The organism is Bradyrhizobium sp. USDA 4501, assembly GCF_054062115.1.
In genome coordinates, this window is the sequence record NZ_JBSSEX010000001.1 from 1,419,960 (window position 1) to 1,436,020 (window position 16,061).

At 64.1% G+C, this 16,061-nt stretch carries 16 protein-coding genes; 10 read left to right on the plus strand and 6 right to left on the minus strand.

Translation table 11 applies throughout. The annotated features are described in order from the left end of the window. From ACVWZM_RS06620 to ACVWZM_RS06630, 3 genes are all read right to left on the minus strand, one after another. The gene (locus ACVWZM_RS06620) at nt 1-1,152 is read right to left on the minus strand and encodes a mechanosensitive ion channel family protein (RefSeq protein WP_456852250.1); all 1,152 of its coding nucleotides are present in this window, start codon (nt 1,150-1,152) and stop codon (nt 1-3) included. Between the two features lie 138 nt (nt 1,153-1,290). Further along, entirely contained in the window at nt 1,291-2,229 is a 939-nt protein-coding gene (gene puuE, locus ACVWZM_RS06625; RefSeq protein WP_057015251.1) for an allantoinase PuuE, read from the minus strand. Nucleotide 2,230: 1 nt separating this feature from the next. Beyond that, on the minus strand, nt 2,231-2,644 hold the full coding sequence (locus tag ACVWZM_RS06630; RefSeq protein WP_016843084.1) for a DUF3830 family protein: 414 nt from the start codon (nt 2,642-2,644) through the stop codon (nt 2,231-2,233). A 196-nt stretch (nt 2,645-2,840) separates the two neighbouring features. Here ACVWZM_RS06630 and ACVWZM_RS06635 point away from each other — a divergent pair, with 196 nt between their 5' ends. The 4 genes from ACVWZM_RS06635 to ACVWZM_RS06650 all read left to right on the plus strand — a co-directional run bounded on the left by ACVWZM_RS06635 (nt 2,841) and on the right by ACVWZM_RS06650 (nt 7,063). Further along, entirely contained in the window at nt 2,841-3,575 is a 735-nt protein-coding gene (locus ACVWZM_RS06635; RefSeq protein ID WP_253587517.1) for an SDR family NAD(P)-dependent oxidoreductase, read from the plus strand. 1,125 nt (nt 3,576-4,700) lie between these two features. Beyond that, nucleotides 4,701-5,549 carry an Npun_R2479 family HD domain-containing metalloprotein gene (locus tag ACVWZM_RS06640; protein ID WP_076824479.1) on the plus strand — a complete coding sequence of 283 codons (849 nt, stop codon included), beginning with the start codon at nt 4,701-4,703 and terminating at the stop codon, nt 5,547-5,549. A gap of 228 nt (nt 5,550-5,777) precedes the next feature. Further along, complete coding sequence (gene trpS, locus ACVWZM_RS06645) at nt 5,778-6,779, plus strand: tryptophan--tRNA ligase (RefSeq protein ID WP_456852252.1); 1,002 nt, start codon at nt 5,778-5,780, stop codon at nt 6,777-6,779. A gap of 83 nt (nt 6,780-6,862) precedes the next feature. Further along, the gene (locus ACVWZM_RS06650; protein ID WP_057015248.1) at nt 6,863-7,063 is read left to right on the plus strand and encodes a hypothetical protein; all 201 of its coding nucleotides are present in this window, start codon (nt 6,863-6,865) and stop codon (nt 7,061-7,063) included. A gap of 12 nt (nt 7,064-7,075) precedes the next feature. Here ACVWZM_RS06650 and ACVWZM_RS06655 read toward each other — a convergent pair whose 3' ends face one another. From ACVWZM_RS06655 to ACVWZM_RS06665, 3 genes are all read right to left on the minus strand, one after another. Beyond that, nucleotides 7,076-7,945 carry an aldose 1-epimerase family protein gene (locus ACVWZM_RS06655; protein WP_456852254.1) on the minus strand — a complete coding sequence of 290 codons (870 nt, stop codon included), beginning with the start codon at nt 7,943-7,945 and terminating at the stop codon, nt 7,076-7,078. A gap of 111 nt (nt 7,946-8,056) precedes the next feature. Then, nucleotides 8,057-8,824 (minus strand): enoyl-CoA hydratase-related protein, encoded by a 768-nt coding sequence (locus ACVWZM_RS06660; RefSeq protein ID WP_076824424.1) that lies wholly within the window; start codon nt 8,822-8,824, stop codon nt 8,057-8,059. A gap of 77 nt (nt 8,825-8,901) precedes the next feature. After that, nucleotides 8,902-9,336, minus strand: a complete 435-nt coding sequence (locus tag ACVWZM_RS06665; protein WP_057015246.1) for a MarR family winged helix-turn-helix transcriptional regulator — start codon at nt 9,334-9,336, stop codon at nt 8,902-8,904. A gap of 382 nt (nt 9,337-9,718) precedes the next feature. Here ACVWZM_RS06665 and ACVWZM_RS06670 point away from each other — a divergent pair, with 382 nt between their 5' ends. The 6 genes from ACVWZM_RS06670 (at nt 9,719) to ACVWZM_RS06695 (ending at nt 16,050) form a co-directional block, all read left to right on the plus strand. Continuing rightward, nucleotides 9,719-10,546 carry a CHAD domain-containing protein gene (locus ACVWZM_RS06670; protein WP_057015245.1) on the plus strand — a complete coding sequence of 276 codons (828 nt, stop codon included), beginning with the start codon at nt 9,719-9,721 and terminating at the stop codon, nt 10,544-10,546. A 165-nt stretch (nt 10,547-10,711) separates the two neighbouring features. Further along, complete coding sequence (locus tag ACVWZM_RS06675) at nt 10,712-10,984, plus strand: helix-turn-helix domain-containing protein (protein WP_456852256.1); 273 nt, start codon at nt 10,712-10,714, stop codon at nt 10,982-10,984. After that, a complete protein-coding gene (gene hyfB, locus ACVWZM_RS06680; RefSeq protein WP_456852259.1) occupies nt 10,981-12,996 on the plus strand; it encodes a hydrogenase 4 subunit B in 2,016 nt (671 codons plus the stop codon). The genes ACVWZM_RS06675 and hyfB overlap by 4 nt, the downstream gene beginning before the upstream one ends. Next, nucleotides 12,987-13,943, plus strand: a complete 957-nt coding sequence (locus tag ACVWZM_RS06685) for a respiratory chain complex I subunit 1 family protein (RefSeq protein ID WP_456852261.1) — start codon at nt 12,987-12,989, stop codon at nt 13,941-13,943. The genes hyfB and ACVWZM_RS06685 overlap by 10 nt, the downstream gene beginning before the upstream one ends. Then, entirely contained in the window at nt 13,943-14,605 is a 663-nt protein-coding gene (locus tag ACVWZM_RS06690; protein WP_229192882.1) for a hydrogenase-4 component E, read from the plus strand. The genes ACVWZM_RS06685 and ACVWZM_RS06690 overlap by 1 nt, the downstream gene beginning before the upstream one ends. Further along, entirely contained in the window at nt 14,602-16,050 is a 1,449-nt protein-coding gene (locus ACVWZM_RS06695) for a hydrogenase 4 subunit F (protein WP_057015242.1), read from the plus strand. Before ACVWZM_RS06690 ends, ACVWZM_RS06695 begins: the two co-directional genes overlap by 4 nt. Nucleotides 16,051-16,061 lie beyond the last annotated feature (11 nt).

Sequence of the window (16,061 nt, forward strand, 5' to 3'; positions counted from 1 at the left end):
TCAGTTGCGCGCCGGCGCCGCCGCGCGCTGCCGTGCCGGCGCGCCGCGCAGGAACGCCCGGCCGAAATCATCGACCGCGGGCGCCAGGATCGCCCGATCGCGCGGCAGCGCGTCTGGCATCTCGTCACGGATGAACGCCAGCAGCTTCTCGCGGATCTCGCAACGCAGGTCCCAGGATTGCGGTGCATTCCGTGCACTGATCAGCGCGCGCAGCTCGATGGTGCGCGGGTGGGTGTCGATCACCTGCAGATTGACCACCGCGCCGTCCCAGAGCCGCGACTCCTTCGCCGCCTGCTCCAGCCTTTTGCGGATCGCCGGCACGTCGGCGCTATAATCAACATGCAGCGCAATCGCACCGATCAGGGATTGCGCGTCGCGCGTCCAGTTCTGGAACGGGCGCTCGATGAAATAGGACAGCGGTACCACCATGCGCCGCCAGTCCCACAGCCGGATCACGACATAGGTTGAGGCGATATCCTCGACCCAGCCCCATTCGTTTTCGATGATGACCGCGTCCTCGATCCGGATCGGCTGGGTCACGGCGATCTGCACGCCGGCGATCAGATTGCTCAGCAACGGCCTTGCGGCAAGACCGACGATCAGGCCGGCGGCGCCGGCGGAGGCGAACAGGCTGACGCCGTATTGCCTGACCGAGTCGAACGTCATCAGCGCGGTGGAGACCGCGATGATGACGATCAGCGTGTCGGTGACCCGCTTGAAGACGCGCACCTGGGTGACGTGCTTACGTGCCAGGAAATTCTCGGCAACGTCGAGGCGAAATTTATCGAGATATCTAGCCGACGCCATGTCGACGGCGCGGATCGAGATCCAGCCGATCAGCGCGATGACGGCGACGCCGAAGAAATGGCTGAGTGTCAGCCGCAGCAGATCGTTGAGCGGCGCCAATGGCAACACCAGCGCGAGGGCGGCAAGACACAGCGCCAGCCGTGACGGACCGGCTGTCCGGTCAAGCAGCATCGGCGCGACGGAATTCTTTGGTCCCACCATGCGAAGGACGATGCGTTGCGCGATGGAGTGAACGACGAGCGCAACGGCGATCGCAGCCGTGATCAGGACGAGGCCGACCACCCAATCCGGAACCCAGCGAAATGTGTGTTCCAATCCGGTTACGATCTCCTGGACGTCTTGCATGAAACCCGCCTGCTCCCGCATTGCAGGCTGCTAACGCGTGGAATCCGGGATCGCTTCTGACGTCTGTGCAACGCAGCAATTCACCCGATGCAATTCGAATGCGCAGGATGTTGCGTCAATTCGGCTGGAGTGGCACCGCTAGCCGATCTCAAACGCTTCCGCGGCGAGATGCTTCATATTGGCGTGCCAATGCTCGGCGATCTGAAGCCGGGTCGGCGCCCAGACGTGCTCGTGCTTCTGGATGTAGTCGAGAAAGCGCATCAGCGCGGCGGCGCGGCCGGGACGCCCGACGACGCGGCAATGCAGACCGATCGACATCATCTTCGGTGAGGTTGCGCCCTCGGCATAGAGCACGTCGAAACTGTCCTTCAGGTAGGTGTAGAACTCCTCGCCGCCGCCGAAGCCCTGCGCGTTGATGAAGCGCATGTCGTTGGCATCGAGCGTATAGGGGATCACGAGATGCGGCTCGGTGCCGGCTGCCTTGATCCAGTACGGCAGATCGTCGGCATAGGAATCGCAGAGATAGCGCAGGCCGCCCGCCTCCATTAGAAGCCGCAGCGTGTTGATCGAGGAGCGGCCGGTGTACCAGCCGAGCGGCCGCGCGCCGGTCGCCTCGGCGTGCACGGCAATGGCGCGGGCGATCTCCTCGCGCTCCTCGTCCTCCGACATGTCCTTGTGCTCGACCCAGCGCAGGCTGTGGCTCGCGATGTCCCAGCCCGCCTCCTGCATCGCGGCGACGACGTCCGGATTGCGCTTCAGCGCCATCGCGACGCCGAACACCGTGGCCGGCAGCTTCCGCTCGGTGAATATCCGCCACAGCCGCCAGAAGCCGGCGCGCGCGCCATATTCGAACATCGTCTCGATATTGGCGTGCCGCCGGCCGACCCAGGGCTGCGCGCCGAGCACGTCGGACAGAAACGCTTCCGAGGCGCGATCACCGTGCAGGATGTTGTTCTCCCCGCCCTCCTCGAAATTGACCACGAATTGCACGGCGATGCGCGCCGCGTCGGGCCATTTCGGATCGGGCGGATTGCGGCCGTAGCCGCGGAGATCGCGCGGATAGCGGGCCTCGGTCACATCAGATTTCCTCGAAGCGGATGTTCTGCGCGCCCTTCCACAACACGGTCTTGCCGAACGCGGTGAGGTTCTCCAGCCCCGAGGTCAGCGTGATGAAGTGATTGCCGGCGAGCTGGCCCATCTTGCTGGCGAAGTGCACGCCGCCATAGGCGAGCAGGATCTCGGTCTCGCTGATGCCGCCCGGATAGAGGATGATCTGGCCCGGCGCCGGATAGCTGGTGTGGTTCTCGTAGGACACGCCGAAGTCGAGATCGCCGAGCGGCATCCAGACGCCCTCGCCGCTCCAGCGCACGTGGATCGCCTGGCTCTCGAACGGCATCGCCTTGCGGAACGCGGCGACCGTCTTCGGCGCCAGCTGCTCCTCGAAACGGGCGTCAAAGGTGAACTCGCCGGCGCGGACAATCAGTTTGCTCATCGATCTCTCGTGGGTGGGCTAAGAAGTGATGTCCCAACCATTGCCGCCGGCCCGGGCCGGACGCAAGGCCGATTCCGGCCCCGGAAGCCGGTTTTTCGCCGCGCGGCGGCCTCCAACGCAGATTTGAGCAGAGTTGCATTGCGCCGCGCCTTCCCGTTTGCGAGCCTGCGAGGGTACGTCGAACAGGGTGACCCTGATGACAACAAGCAGTCTGCACGGACATGTGGCGCTGGTGACCGGCGGATCGCGCGGCATCGGCGCGGCGATCGTCAAGATGCTGGCGGATGCCGGCGCAGCCGTCGCCATCAATTATCGCGAGCGCTCGGCCGAGGCGGAGACGCTAGCGAAGGGCATCATTGCCGCCGGCGGCCGCGCCGTCGCGATCGCCGCCGACGTCTCGGAAGCTGCCGCCGTCACCGCGCTGGTCCAGCGCGCCAAATCCGAGCTCGGCCCGGTCGACATCCTCGTCAACAATGCCGGGATCGCGATCGTCAGGGGTGTCGACGACCTCACCGAGGAGGATTTCGACCGCACCATCACGGTCAATCTCAAATCGGCGTTTCTCTGCACGCAAGCGGTGCTGCCGATGATGCGCACCCGGAAATGGGGCCGCATCGTCAACATCTCCTCCGGCGCGGCGCGCGGCGCCGGCTCGATCGGGCCGCACTACAACGCATCCAAGGCGGCGATGGAGGGGATGACCCGCGGCTATGCCGCACGCCTTGTCAAGGAAGGCATCACCGTCAACGCCGTGGCGCCGTCGCTGATCGAGACCGATATGATGAGGGGACAGAGCGAGCTGGTCAGCCGCATCCCGGTCGGCCGTTTCGGCACCGCCGAGGAGGTCGCGCAAGCCGTGATGCTGCTGGTCAACAATCCCTACATGACCGGACAGACCATCGCGATGAGCGGCGGCATGGCGTTCAACTAGGGCACGTACCATAAACACAGTGGCGTCATGCGATGAAGCTTACGTCCGCGTTGTCCTTGTAGCGGTCATTTGTGCAGCATCGGAACATGTCGCGATGGGCCATTTCCGGACTCTTGCATGGCAAGAGTCCCGCAAGATGACGGGCCAATTCAAATGTCCGCCCGGAGTGGTGCCTGCTACTTGCAACCGCGGCAAATCGTAAGCTTGCCCTTTAGTTTGTCATCGTCCCCGGGATCGACCGATTGCTGCCGAGAGACACGATCCGCTTCTTGATCGAGCTTGGGCTGCTTTGCCCGGTGTGACCTGACGGGTCGCGTCGTCCGGCTTGACGTGTCGTCGTCGATGCCGACGCTAAAACCATCGTAATCGGGGACCGGTCCAGCCGACGGCGGCGACCTGTCGATCACTTGTGCTGGCGAAGCGCTGCCTGACTCTACCGGCGTGTGTTCGACAGTGGCAGATCGTGGGGCAGTGGAGCGTGGCAAAGACTCCTTGGCGGCTCGGGGCAGTACCGAACTCTTAGCGGTCGCCGTCGGCGGCCAGACGCGGTTGGTTGCAGCCGGCGATGCCGATCCCTCGTCCGACGGCGGCGGCGCAAGCGAAAGCGGAGGGGAAAGCGAGGTCTGACATCTCGCGCTGTCTTGTGACCAAACTCCCGCCGTCAATAAACCAAGGGCAAGCAGTGTTGCGTTCTTCATTACTCGTCCTGCAAATCACCTGGAATGAAAGCATTGATCGCGTGACTCCTATCGCCACGCTTCGACAAGAATTTCCACATCTGACATGGCGATCAAAAATTGACGGAAGTTGGGAGCCATGGGCGGATACATGCGCGCTTTGGTCCACCCTCGTTACTGGCCCCACTGCCCACTTCGGGTCCAATCGCGACCGTTTGGCCCGGTCTCGGCAAGATCCGGTATGCACCTCACAGCGGACCGTTTGGCGGTCGGGTGCATTGATCGCGATGGGCCATCAGCGGTGGTTCAGCCTTGCCTCATCCCGGTAGCCCTCAAAACCAGGGCTCGACAGGCCTCCGGGCTACCAGGCTCCGGCCCAATTCGCGGGACCAACAACCCGGTGACGAAATACCCAAACCGGCATAGCATCCGCGCATTGGAGGCGATCATGTTCAACCCAACTCAAATTGTCATCCAAGCGTTTGTCGATCAGCTTAAGGGTACATACGGCCAAATCTACGGAATCCTCGAGCCCGCCTATCCGGACATCATCGGTTTCGTTGGGCGCCTCGCGTTGGAGAATATTGCCAATAGCGATGCGGCCTACCACGACATGAACCACACCATCATGGTGACGTTGGTCGGACAGAACATTTTACTCGGGAAGCATACGAGCGAAGGCGGCGTCAGGCCGCGCGACTGGCTCCATTTCATGATTTCGCTCTTATGCCACGACATCGGCTATGTACGCGGGGTATGTCGAGGCGACCGGGACGGACTTTATGTTTGTAACGAAAACGGTGATCGCGTCCGGATATCTGCTGGAGCCACGGACGCATCCTTGACCCCCTATCATGTGACACGATCCAAGCTCTTTGTCCGCGAGCGTTTCGGCAAGGTGAGCCTGACCTCCATCGACACAAAGGAAATCGAGGCGAACATCGAGCACACGCGCTTTCCGGTACCGGGGGAAGAAGAACATACCAGTACGGCGGATTATCCCGGCCTGCTTCGTGCCGCGGATTTGATCGGCCAATTGGCCGACATTGACTATTTGCGGAAGACGTCAGCCTTGTTTGCCGAATTTCGGGAGACTGGCGCAAGCGAGAAACTCGGATATCAGACCCCCGATGATCTACGTGCAGCGTACCCTGCTTTCTTCTGGAAGGCCGTCTGCCCCTATATCGGCGACGCACTTCGATATCTGCGGGTCACGCAGGAAGGTAAGCAATGGATCGCCAACCTTTACGCGCACGTGTTCTCGGAGGAGCACAGGGGAGCGATTACTCGAGCATAACCGGGTGGAAGAATAACTGGCTATGCCGTCTTGACCGGCTCGTTCGATTGCCTTACGCCTCACGCCATGAACCGCTCGATCCTGATCGCCAATCTCTGGTGGCTCGCCGACTGACAGGCGGGCCGAACGCGTTCATGCATTTCGGGGGCCGCCGCATTGGGCGGCCTTTTTCTTTCACCTCATCCAGCCCGCATGCGGTGTCCCCATTCAAACGAATGGAGATAAGCCGTGACCAAACCGATCATCCTCACCGGCGACCGCACCACCGGGCCGCTGCATCTCGGCCATTACGTCGGCTCGCTCAGAAGCCGTCTCGCGTTTCAGGACAGCCATGAGCAATACCTGCTGCTCGCCGACATGCAGGCGCTGACCGACAACGCGCACGACATCGGCAAGGTCCGCGGCAACGTCATCGAGGTCGCACTGGATTATCTCGCCGTCGGAATCGATCCCGAACGGACCTCGATCTGCCTGCAGTCGCAGCTTCCGGCGCTCGCGGAATTGTCGATGCTCTATCTCAACCTCGTCACCGTCGCGCGGCTGGAGCGCAATCCCACCATCAAGGACGAGATCCGCGCCCGCGGATTCGGACGCGACATCCCGGCGGGCTTCCTGTGCTACCCGGTGGCGCAGGCCGCCGACATCACCGCGTTTCGGGCCACCGTCGTGCCGGTCGGCGAGGACCAGGCTCCCCTGATCGAGCAGACCAACGAGATCATCAGGCGCGTCAACGCGCTCGCCGGCCGTGCGCTCCTGCAGGAGGCGGTGGCCGTCATACCGCGCGCGGGACGGCTGCCGGGCGTCGACGGGCGCGCGAAGATGAGCAAATCCGCCGGCAATGCGATTGCGCTCTCGGCCTCGCCCGGTGACATCACGGCCGCGGTGCGCGCGATGTTCACCGATCCCGACCATCTGCGTGTCGGCGACCCCGGCAAGATCGAGGGCAATGTCGTCTTCAGCTATCTCGACGCGTTCGACGACGATCACCATGCCGTCGAGGAATTGAAGGCGCGCTATCGGCGCGGCGGTCTCGGCGACGCAGCGGTCAAGCGGCGGCTGGAGGACATCCTGCAAGCCCTGATCGCGCCGATCCGGGCCCGGCGCGCCGAGCTGGCAGGCAATCGCGACCATGTCGCTGACGTGATCAGGCGCGGAACCTCGAAAGCCCGGGAGATCACCGAGCGCACCAAGCGCGATGTGATGGCGGGACTCGGCGTGTTCCAGCTCTGAATGCGCTGTCATCAAACCAAGGCAGGAACTGTGCTTGCCTGTAAGGGTTGTCCGCTTGGCGAAAACCGGATTTGGAGCCTGTCGTGATCGATCCGAAAACGCTTCTCGAACGCGCCGCGCAATTGACCGATCAGGCCAAAGGCGAGGAAGATGCCGGCATCCGCGAGCGGCTGCTCCGCATGGCCGAACATTACCGCGACCTGGCCGCGCATGAGGCCTGGGCGAACGAGAACCCGCCATCGGTCGGCGCGATCACCAGTGCACTCAGCCCCCGCACCCATTGACCTGTTCTTTCGTCAGCTCACGCGGATGCGATAGCCCAGTGACTGCCGCGCGCCCGGCGCGATGTGCATCAAGCCGGGCTTGCCGGCGAGTTCGTCATCGTATGCGACCGGGCTGGCGAAACCGTGCCACGGCTCGATGCAGAGGAACGGCGCGCCGCCGACCTTCGACCAGATGCCAAGTTCGCGAAAGCCGCGCCACGACACCTCGATCGCAGGCCCCTGCGCAGCAGCAAAGCGGACCGATGCGCTCGCGACCTGATCGAGGATCATGGCGTCGTCGTCGAACAACTGCTCCGACAACGCCAGCACGCTGCCCTTGATCGGACTCGGCTCGGCTTGCGGCCGCATCAGTCCCTCCGTCAGCCGGCGGATCGGCGCCGGCTCATCCTTCGCGAAGGTCAACGCGTACGCCTCCTTTGCCAATCCCGGAAGCAGCGGCCAGTTGAAGGCAGGATGACCGCCGAGAGAGGCCGACAGCGTCTCGGCGCCGGTGTTGACGATGTCGAAGGCGACATCGAGATCGGCGCCATCAACGGTATAGGTGACCTCGAGACTGAACGCGAAGGGATAGCGCGCACGCGTCTCCGTATCGTCGGTGAGCGCAAGCTTGCAGGATCGGGGCCCCTGCTCCACCCAGGCAAAGCGGCGATCCCGCGCGAAGCCGTGCTGCGTCATCGGATAGGTCTTGCCGTTGTGGCGCAGCGTATCGTTCTTCAAGCGGCCGACGATCGGGAACAGGATGGGGGCATGGCGCGGCCATTGCGGGCCGGCCTGCCACAACAGTTCGGTCCCGTCGGCATTTCTGAGCGACGACAATTCGGCGCCCTGCGCCGAAATGGTCGCGGCGATTCCTTCGCCGCGCAGCGTGTGACTGTCGCTCATGCCTCGCCTCGCCGGGTTGCGCTATGCCCCGACAGGAGATGTTCGAAGCCGGCGAGGCCGTCAACCCCAAAGCAATAGCGCCGCCCACGCGTGGCGGCCCACGCTCCGGACCTAACCGGTAATCTTGGAGAAATCGGGCTGGCGACGCTCGGCAAAGGCGGCAAAGGCCTCGCGTGCTTCCGCACTCATCAGTCGCTCCTGGAAGATCTCGCCCTCGCGCGCCATTTGCGCGCTGATCCTGGCGGGGTCGCGCATCAGCGCCTTGGTGTGCTGGAGCGAGCCGAACGGCCGCTTCGCCAGCGCGTCCGCCGCCGCGCGTGCCTTGGCGCGCAGGTCCGCGAGCGGCACAACCGCGTTGGCGAGGCCGATCGAGACCGCCGTCTCCGCCTCGACCGGTTCGCCGAGCGCGAACATCGCATAGGCCCGCGCATAGCCGATGCGCTGCGGCAGCAGATAGGTCGAGGCCGCCTCCGGCACCAGCGCCAGATTGACGAACGGCGTGATCAGCCGCGCAGTCGGCGCGAGGTAGACGAGGTCGCAATGCAGCAGCATAGTGGTGCCGATGCCGACCGCATTGCCCTGCACGGCGGCAACCAGCGGCCGCGTCGCCTTGGCAAGTCCGGCGAGGAAGCGCGTCACGTGGCGCTCGCCCTGCACGCCGCGCGACACCGCCGCGAAGTCGGCGAGATCGTTGCCGGCGGTAAAGCTGTCGCCGTCGCCCTGCAGCAGCACGGCGCGGATCGCGGAATCGCCCTCCGCGCGCTCGAGCGCATCGGCCATCGCGCCATACATCGCGTTGGTGATCGCATTCTTCTTGTCCGGGCGCGCCATCGTCACGGTGAGGACACCGCCGTCCAGCGCTACGACCACTTCACTCATGCTTCACTCCTGTTGCTCGCTTCCTGCTTGACGCGTCTTCTTCACGCGAACCGGTAGCCACTTCGCTTGAAGACGCTCTAGCTGTCCTTGCCTTTCGGAAACTTGTCTTGCAGGCTGGTCAGCCAGCGCGACACCACGTCGATCTCCGCGTCCGAGAACCCGTCCATCAGACGGTTGTTGATCGCCCTGGTCCGCGTCGCGGCGCGTTTGCCGAACTCCTGCCCCGCCGCGGTCAGATGGAGCCGCTGGCTGCGGCCGTCCTCGCCATCGCGGCGGCGCTTCACGAGGCCTGCACGTTCCATCCGGTCGGCGAGCCCGCTCATCGCCGACGGCACGATGTCGAGCGCCTGCGAGACGTCGCCGATCAGCGCGCCGTCATTGCGCCCGAGAAAGAACAGCACGCCGGCCTGGGCCGACGTCAGATCGTGCGTGGCCGTCTCCTGCTCGATGGCGCGTTGCAACCGGCGATAGGCCACGGTCAGAAGAAAGATCAGCCGGTGTTCCGCTTTCATGCCGTCCGTTATATATTTCGTACGCGAAATATCAAGATACTTCGTGCACGAAATATCTGGTGCTGCAGCGAAGTCCGCTGGCTGGTTTTGCGGCGTGCTCGAAACCATGGTGTTCCCTCAAAAGCCCGGCCTGCATATCGACTGGAATGAGCTCCCGCCGACGGGTTGATTGCGACATTTTGATCCTGTTGCTGGATCGTCGCACTGCGGCCCAGCAGAAAATCCTTGATCGACATCGATCAAACGGGAAATCTTCCCACCCGAAAGCCGCCCGGTTGCGTTGCGGCACCGGCGGGGTCACGAGAGTGTCATGACGTTAGCGGCAAGTCCGGCCAAGGAGCGTGTTGTCCGCCCAAAGCGGCCGCGCCATCTAAGCGAAGCCATGCGCTGTGAGACCGCGTTTCGCCTGATCCTGTCCGAATGCCTCGAGGAAGTCGCCACCAATCACGAGGCCATAAGTTCCGGCGATTCCGCCGCGCTGCACCAGACCCGTATCGCGCTGACGCGGCTGAAGGCGGCGATCGCCTTCTATGGGCCGATGGTGGCGGACACCGAATGGACGCGACTGAAATCCGAGTTGAGATGGCTGAGCGCCCATCTCGGCGCCACGCGCGACCTCGACGTCGCGATCGAGAACAGCAAGGGCCTGCCTGAAGAAGGCATGCTCCAGACGGCGCGAACCGACGCGTTCGAGGCGCTCAAGGAGGCGTTGCAAAGCGATCGATACTGGCGATGGTTCGACGGCATGTGGGACTGGGTCGGCAGCGGCCCCTGGACCACGCGGCAGGACCCTCGCGCCGCGCAGCGGCGAGCCGTGCCGGTCGCGGTGTTTCACGCGCGGCGGCTGGCGCGGTGGCATGGCAAGCTGTGCCAGAAGAGTCGCGGGCTGCAAGGCATGGGCAAGAACAAGCGCCACCGCGTCCGTCTCGCCAGCAAGCGGCTGCGTTACGCGATCGAGTTCTCGGAGGGCGGTTTGCCCCCCGACGAATACGCGTCATGGCGGATCATCCTGAAGCATCTGCGCAAGGGACAGCAATTGCTCGGCGAATTGAACGATGACGAGGTGCGTCGCGGGCTGCTCGAGAGCGTCGATGCACCCGCGCAACGCGCCCACGAGCGCAAGGCCAAGCACCAGCGCGTGCACGAACGAAAGCGCAAGAGCCGGCTGCTGCGCCACGCCGCGGCGGTCTATCGAAAAATCTCCGACTGAACGCGCATCAGCGCAACTCCGTCGGCGTGCGGATACCGCTCGCGTTGAGGACCGCGCCTAGGAATGATGTATAAAACATCATTTATTGCTCTTGTGCCATCATTACTTGATGTGCATAAATGACATTCAAATAGACGCGACTCTCAAATCGACGGCCATCAATCGATGATCACCGCGGCGCAGCTACGAGCGGCCAGAGCCTTGCTCGGCATCGACCAACGGCAGCTCGCCGAACTGTCCGGACTTTCGGTGCCAACCATCCAGCGGATGGAGGCGAGCGAAGGAACCATTCGCGGCAACGTCGACTCGCTCGTGAAACTGATCGACGCGCTCGGCACAGCCGGCGTCGAGGTCATCAATGAGGGCGCCGTCAGCAACGGCGGCGGCCGCGGGGTGCGATTGAAGGCCGGATCGGGCTCACCGAAGGTGCAGACATGATCCCGGCGGTCACTCAGCAGATCTGGTGTGTAGCCGCCCTGCTGGGAACGACCGCTCTCGCGATTACAACGAGCAGATCGCGCCAATCGACAGCCATCGTCTACGGCGCGACTTTCGCGATTTCGCTGATCGCGCTGGCCGGGGCCATGATTTCGCTCATCTCCCGTACCAGCGCGACGGAACTGGCCCTGCCGATCGGGTTGCCCTGGCTGGGATCGCATTTCCGCCTCGATGCGCTCGCCGCATTCTTTCTCGTCGTGGTCAATCTCGGCGGTGCGGCCGCAAGTCTCTATGGCCTCGGTTACGGCAGCCACGAATCCGCGCCACAGCGCATCCTCCCCTTTTTCCCGGCGTTCCTGGCCGGCATGAATCTCGTCGTGCTCGCCGACGATGCGTTCACCTACCTCTTGTGCTGGGAATTCATGTCGCTCGCCTCGTGGGCGCTCGTCATGGCGCATCACCGTGACGCGGATAATGCCCGCGCAGGCTATGTCTATCTCGTGATGGCAAGCTTCGGAACGCTGGCTCTGTTGCTTGCCTTCGGCCTGCTGGCGGGAGCCGGCGGCAGCTACAGCTTTGCGGCCATCCGCGCTGCCCAGCACACTCCGTCCGAAGCCGCACTGGTGCTCGCGCTGATGCTGCTCGGCGCCGGGTCGAAAGCCGGCCTGATCCCGTTGCACGTGTGGCTGCCGCTGGCTCATCCCGCCGCGCCGAGCCATGTCTCGGCGCTGATGAGCGGCGTGATGACGAAGGTCGCGATCTACGGATTCATCCGGGTCGTGTTCGATCTGCTCGGGCCGCCAAGCTGGTCGGCGGGTGTCGCGGTTCTCATCCTCGGCGGCGCCACGGCCGTCATGGGGATCCTCTACGCGCTGATGGAGAAGGATCTCAAGCGCCTGCTCGCCTACAGCACGATCGAGAACATCGGCGTCATCTTCGCAAGCCTCGGCCTTGCGCTGGCATTTCAGGCGAACGGCCTTGGCCTCGCGGCCGCCCTCGCCTTCACGGCCGCATTGTTCCACGTGCTCAACCATTCGTTCTTCAAGAGCCTGTTGTTCTTCGGGGCCGGCGCGGTGCTGACGTCGACCGGCGAACGCGACATGGAGAAGCTGGGCGGCCTGATCCACCGCATGCCGCTCACGAGCTTCGTCTTTCTGGTCGGCTGCGTCGCGATCTCGGCGCTGCCGCCGTTCAACGGGTTCGTGTCGGAGTGGCTGATGTTTCAGGCCGTCCTGCAGAGCCCCGACCTGCCGCAATGGCTGCTGAAGATCATGGTGCCCGCGATCGGCGCCTTGCTGGCGCTGGCCGCGGCGCTGGCCGCTGCATGCTTCGTCAAGGCCTTCGGCATCACGTTCCTCGGCCGCGCGCGGAGCCCGGCCGCGGAAGCCGCCGGCGAAGTCGATCGCTATTCGCTCGCCGCGATGTTCAGCCTTGCCGCGCTCTGCTTCCTCGCCGGCATTCTGCCCGGCCTGGTGATCGACGCGCTTTCGCCGGTTGCGCAGACCGTGATCGGCCACCGGATGCCGCTTCAGGCGGACGATCCCTGGCTCTCAATCGTTCCGATCGAGGAGAGCCGCAGTTCCTACAACGGATTGCTCGTCTTTGCTTTCATCTCCGCCGCGGCGTCGCTCGCGGTGTACTTTATCCATCGCTTTGCGTCGCGCGCGATCCGGCACGGACCGGCCTGGGGTTGCGGCTTCTCCGACCCGACACCGGCGGCGCAGTATTCCGGCGTGAGCTTTGTGCAGCCGATCCGCCGCGTGTTCGGCACGCTGGTTTTCCAGGCCCGCGAGCATGTCGACATGCCCGCGCCGGGCGAACTGCGGCCGGCCCGCCTCAGGGTCGATATGCACGACCTGGTCTGGGAGCGGCTCTACACACCCGTGACTGAACTCGTGTGGTTCTTCGCCGATCGGCTGAACCAGCTCCAGTTCCTGACCATCCGCCGCTACCTCAGCCTGGTGTTCGCAACCCTCGTCACATTGCTGCTGGCGCTCGCGATATGGTCGTGATCTCGGACATCCTCGTTCAGCTCGGCCAGATGGCGCTCGTGCTGCTGCTCGCGCCGCTCCTGACCGGCGTCGTGCGCAAGATCAAGGCGCGGCTGTTGCGGCGAAAAGGACCGTCGATCATCCAGCCCTACCGCGACCTGCTGCGGCTGCTGCGCAAGGAGGTCGTGCTCGCCGAAAACGCGTCCTGGCTGTTCCGTGTCACGCCCTATGTGACGTTCGCGGCCATCTGGGTCGCGGCGGCGCTGGTCCCGACATTCGCGACCGGCCTGCAATTCAACTGGAGCGCCGACCTGATCGCGATCGTCGCCCTGCTCGGCAGCGCGCGCTTCTTTCTCGCGCTTGCCGGCATGGACGTCGGCACCAGCTTCGGCGGCATCGGCTCCAGCCGCGAAGTGATGATTGCCGCGCTCGCCGAGCCGGCCATGCTGTTGATGGTGTTCTGCGTCGCGCTGATTGCCGGCTCGACCCAGCTGTCGACGGTCGCGACCTTCATGGCGTCGTCGGAAGTCGGACTGCGCGTCTCGCTCGGCATGGCGATGATCGCCCTCATCATGGTGGCGCTCGCCGAAAACGCGCGCATCCCGGTCGACAACCCGGCGACTCATCTGGAGCTGACCATGGTGCACGAGGCGATGATCCTCGAATATTCCGGGCGTCACCTCGCCATGATCGAGTTCGGCGCCTTCCTCAAGCTGCTGCTCTACATCTCGCTGATCATCTGCGTGTTCTTCCCGTGGCAGATCACCACCGAAGGCGCGGGGCCGCTGTCCTATCTCGTCAGCGTCGCTGTCTACATCCTCAAGCTTGCGGTCGCGAGCTTCCTTCTTGCCGTGTTCGAGACCGCGACGGCCAAGATGCGTGTGTTCCGCGTCCCCGAATTCCTCGGCGCGGCGCTGATGCTCGGCCTGCTCGGCACGCTGCTTCGGTTCGTGTCACGGGGCTTCTGATGCACAACCTCGCCTTCGACATCGCCCATCTGCTCGCCGGCGGGCTCGTGCTGATCAGCTTCATGATGCTGTACCAGGATCGCCTGTATGCGCTGCTGAACATCTTCGCACTTCATGCCGTGGTGCTCGCAGCTTCCGTCGCCTGGCAGGCTTTCATCCAGAATGCGCCGCATCTCTACGTGACCGCGGCGATCGCACTGGTCTTCAAGGCGATCGTCATCCCGGTGGCGTTGCATCGGATCATCAAGCAGCTCGGCATTCATCGCGATATCGAGACCGCGGTGAGCATCGGTCCGACCATGCTTGCGGGCATGGGGCTCGTCGCCCTGTCCATGGTGCTGATGCTGCGCGTGACCGGCGCGGCCGATCCGCTGGCGCGGGAAGACCTTGCCTTCGCACTGTCGGTGGTGCTGCTGGGATTGCTCGTCATGGTGACGCGGCGCAACGCCGTCAGCCAGGTCGTCGGCTTCATGTCGCTGGAAAACGGCCTGGTGCTGGCCGCGACCGGCGCCAAGGGCATGCCGCTCGTCGTAGAGATCAGCGTCGCCTTCTCGATCCTGATCGCATTCATCGTGATCGGCGTGTTTTTGTTCCGCATTCGCGAGCGGTTCGACACCGTCGACGTCGGTGCGCTCGATGAATTCAGGGGGGAGCGCCAATGACTGCCGCGTCGGATGCCGTCACCTGGGTTTTGTTGATACCGATCACCGCCGCGGCGGTGCTGGCCGCGCTGCCCGGTTACCGGCTGACCGCGGGCCTCAATGTCCTGGCCAGTCTCGGCACCTTGCTGGCCGCGCTTTCGCTGCTCGTGGTCGAGCGCCCGCAACCCGGCCAGTACCTGCTGATCGACGATCTCAACATCGTCTTCATCGTGCTCAACACCTTCGTGGGATTCACCACGAGCGTGTTCAGCGCCAGCTATATCGCCCATGAACTCGAAACCGGACGGCTGACGCCGGGCTATCTGCGATTCTACCATGCCATGTATCAGGTGATGATGTTCGGCATGAACCTCGCATTCGTGTCGAACAATATCGGCCTGATCTGGGTCGCGGTCGAGGTCGCGACGCTCACCACCGTGCTGATGGTCGGCATCTACCGGACCCATGCGGCGCTGGAAGCGGCCTGGAAGTACTTCATCCTCGGCAGCGTCGGCATCGCGCTGGCGCTGTTCGGCACGATCCTGGTGTACATGGCCGCGCTGCCGGTGGTCGGCGAGGGTCAGGATGCCATGGTGTGGACGGTGTTGATCAACCGTGCGGCGACGTTCGACCCGGCATTGCTCAACGTGGCCTTCATCTTCCTGCTGCTCGGATACGGCACCAAGGTCGGCCTGGCGCCGCTGCACGCCTGGCTTCCGGATGCGCATGCCGAGGGCCCGACCCCGATTTCCGCCGTGCTCTCCGGCCTGCTGCTCAACGTCGCGCTCTACGCGGTGCTCCGCTTCAAGATCCTGCTCGCCGCCAATCCGGATGCGATATCGCCGGGCCCGCTGATGGTGACGATGGGGCTGACTTCGCTGTTGTTCGCGGCCTTCATGCTTTACCGCCGCCGCGACATCAAGCGGCTGTTCGCCTACTCTTCGATCGAGCATATGGGCATCATCGTGTTTGCGTTCGGCATGGGTGGCCCGCTCGCCAACTTTGCCGGCCTGCTGCACATGGTGATGCACAGCCTCACCAAGTCGGGAATCTTCTACGCGGTCGGCCACATTGCGCAGGTGAAGGGCACGCAGCGGATCGCCAACATTCGCGGCCTGACCGAGTCGCATCCGGCACTCGGCTGGAGTCTCGTGATCGGCGTGGTCGCGATCGCCGGCCTGCCGCCGCTCGGTATCTTCATGAGCGAATTTCTCATCGTCAGCTCCACCTTCGCGCGCCAGCCGCTGCTCGCCATCCCGCTGGTGTTCGGCCTGCTGCTCGCCTTCGGCGCGCTGATCCTGCGCCTGACCAGCCTTGCGTTCGGCGAGCCGCGCGGCAATGCCGCGCCGGCGGATGCGTCCTATTTGCCGATGTTCGCGCATTTCGCACTGGTGCTGACTGCGGGCATCTACCTTCCGGGACCGCTGGTCGTCTGGTTCCAGCACGTCGCCAACCTGCTGGGTTAGCGCGAGGGAGA

What these genes read in the sequence shown, in the direction of transcription:
- ACVWZM_RS06620 (WP_456852250.1), bottom strand. Translation starts at nt 1,152, where the DNA reads ATGCAAGACGTCCAGGAGATCGTAACCGGATTGGAACACACATTTCGC.
- ACVWZM_RS06630 (WP_016843084.1), bottom strand. Translation starts at nt 2,644, where the DNA reads ATGAGCAAACTGATTGTCCGCGCCGGCGAGTTCACCTTTGACGCCCGT.
- ACVWZM_RS06635 (WP_253587517.1), top strand. Translation starts at nt 2,841, where the DNA reads ATGACAACAAGCAGTCTGCACGGACATGTGGCGCTGGTGACCGGCGGA.
- ACVWZM_RS06640 (WP_076824479.1), top strand. Translation starts at nt 4,701, where the DNA reads ATGTTCAACCCAACTCAAATTGTCATCCAAGCGTTTGTCGATCAGCTT.
- ACVWZM_RS06655 (WP_456852254.1), bottom strand. Translation starts at nt 7,945, where the DNA reads ATGAGCGACAGTCACACGCTGCGCGGCGAAGGAATCGCCGCGACCATT.
- ACVWZM_RS06660 (WP_076824424.1), bottom strand. Translation starts at nt 8,824, where the DNA reads ATGAGTGAAGTGGTCGTAGCGCTGGACGGCGGTGTCCTCACCGTGACG.
- ACVWZM_RS06665 (WP_057015246.1), bottom strand. Translation starts at nt 9,336, where the DNA reads ATGAAAGCGGAACACCGGCTGATCTTTCTTCTGACCGTGGCCTATCGC.
- ACVWZM_RS06670 (WP_057015245.1), top strand. Translation starts at nt 9,719, where the DNA reads ATGCGCTGTGAGACCGCGTTTCGCCTGATCCTGTCCGAATGCCTCGAG.
- ACVWZM_RS06675 (WP_456852256.1), top strand. Translation starts at nt 10,712, where the DNA reads ATGATCACCGCGGCGCAGCTACGAGCGGCCAGAGCCTTGCTCGGCATC.
- hyfB (WP_456852259.1), top strand. Translation starts at nt 10,981, where the DNA reads ATGATCCCGGCGGTCACTCAGCAGATCTGGTGTGTAGCCGCCCTGCTG.
- ACVWZM_RS06685 (WP_456852261.1), top strand. Translation starts at nt 12,987, where the DNA reads ATGGTCGTGATCTCGGACATCCTCGTTCAGCTCGGCCAGATGGCGCTC.
- ACVWZM_RS06690 (WP_229192882.1), top strand. Translation starts at nt 13,943, where the DNA reads ATGCACAACCTCGCCTTCGACATCGCCCATCTGCTCGCCGGCGGGCTC.
- ACVWZM_RS06695 (WP_057015242.1), top strand. Translation starts at nt 14,602, where the DNA reads ATGACTGCCGCGTCGGATGCCGTCACCTGGGTTTTGTTGATACCGATC.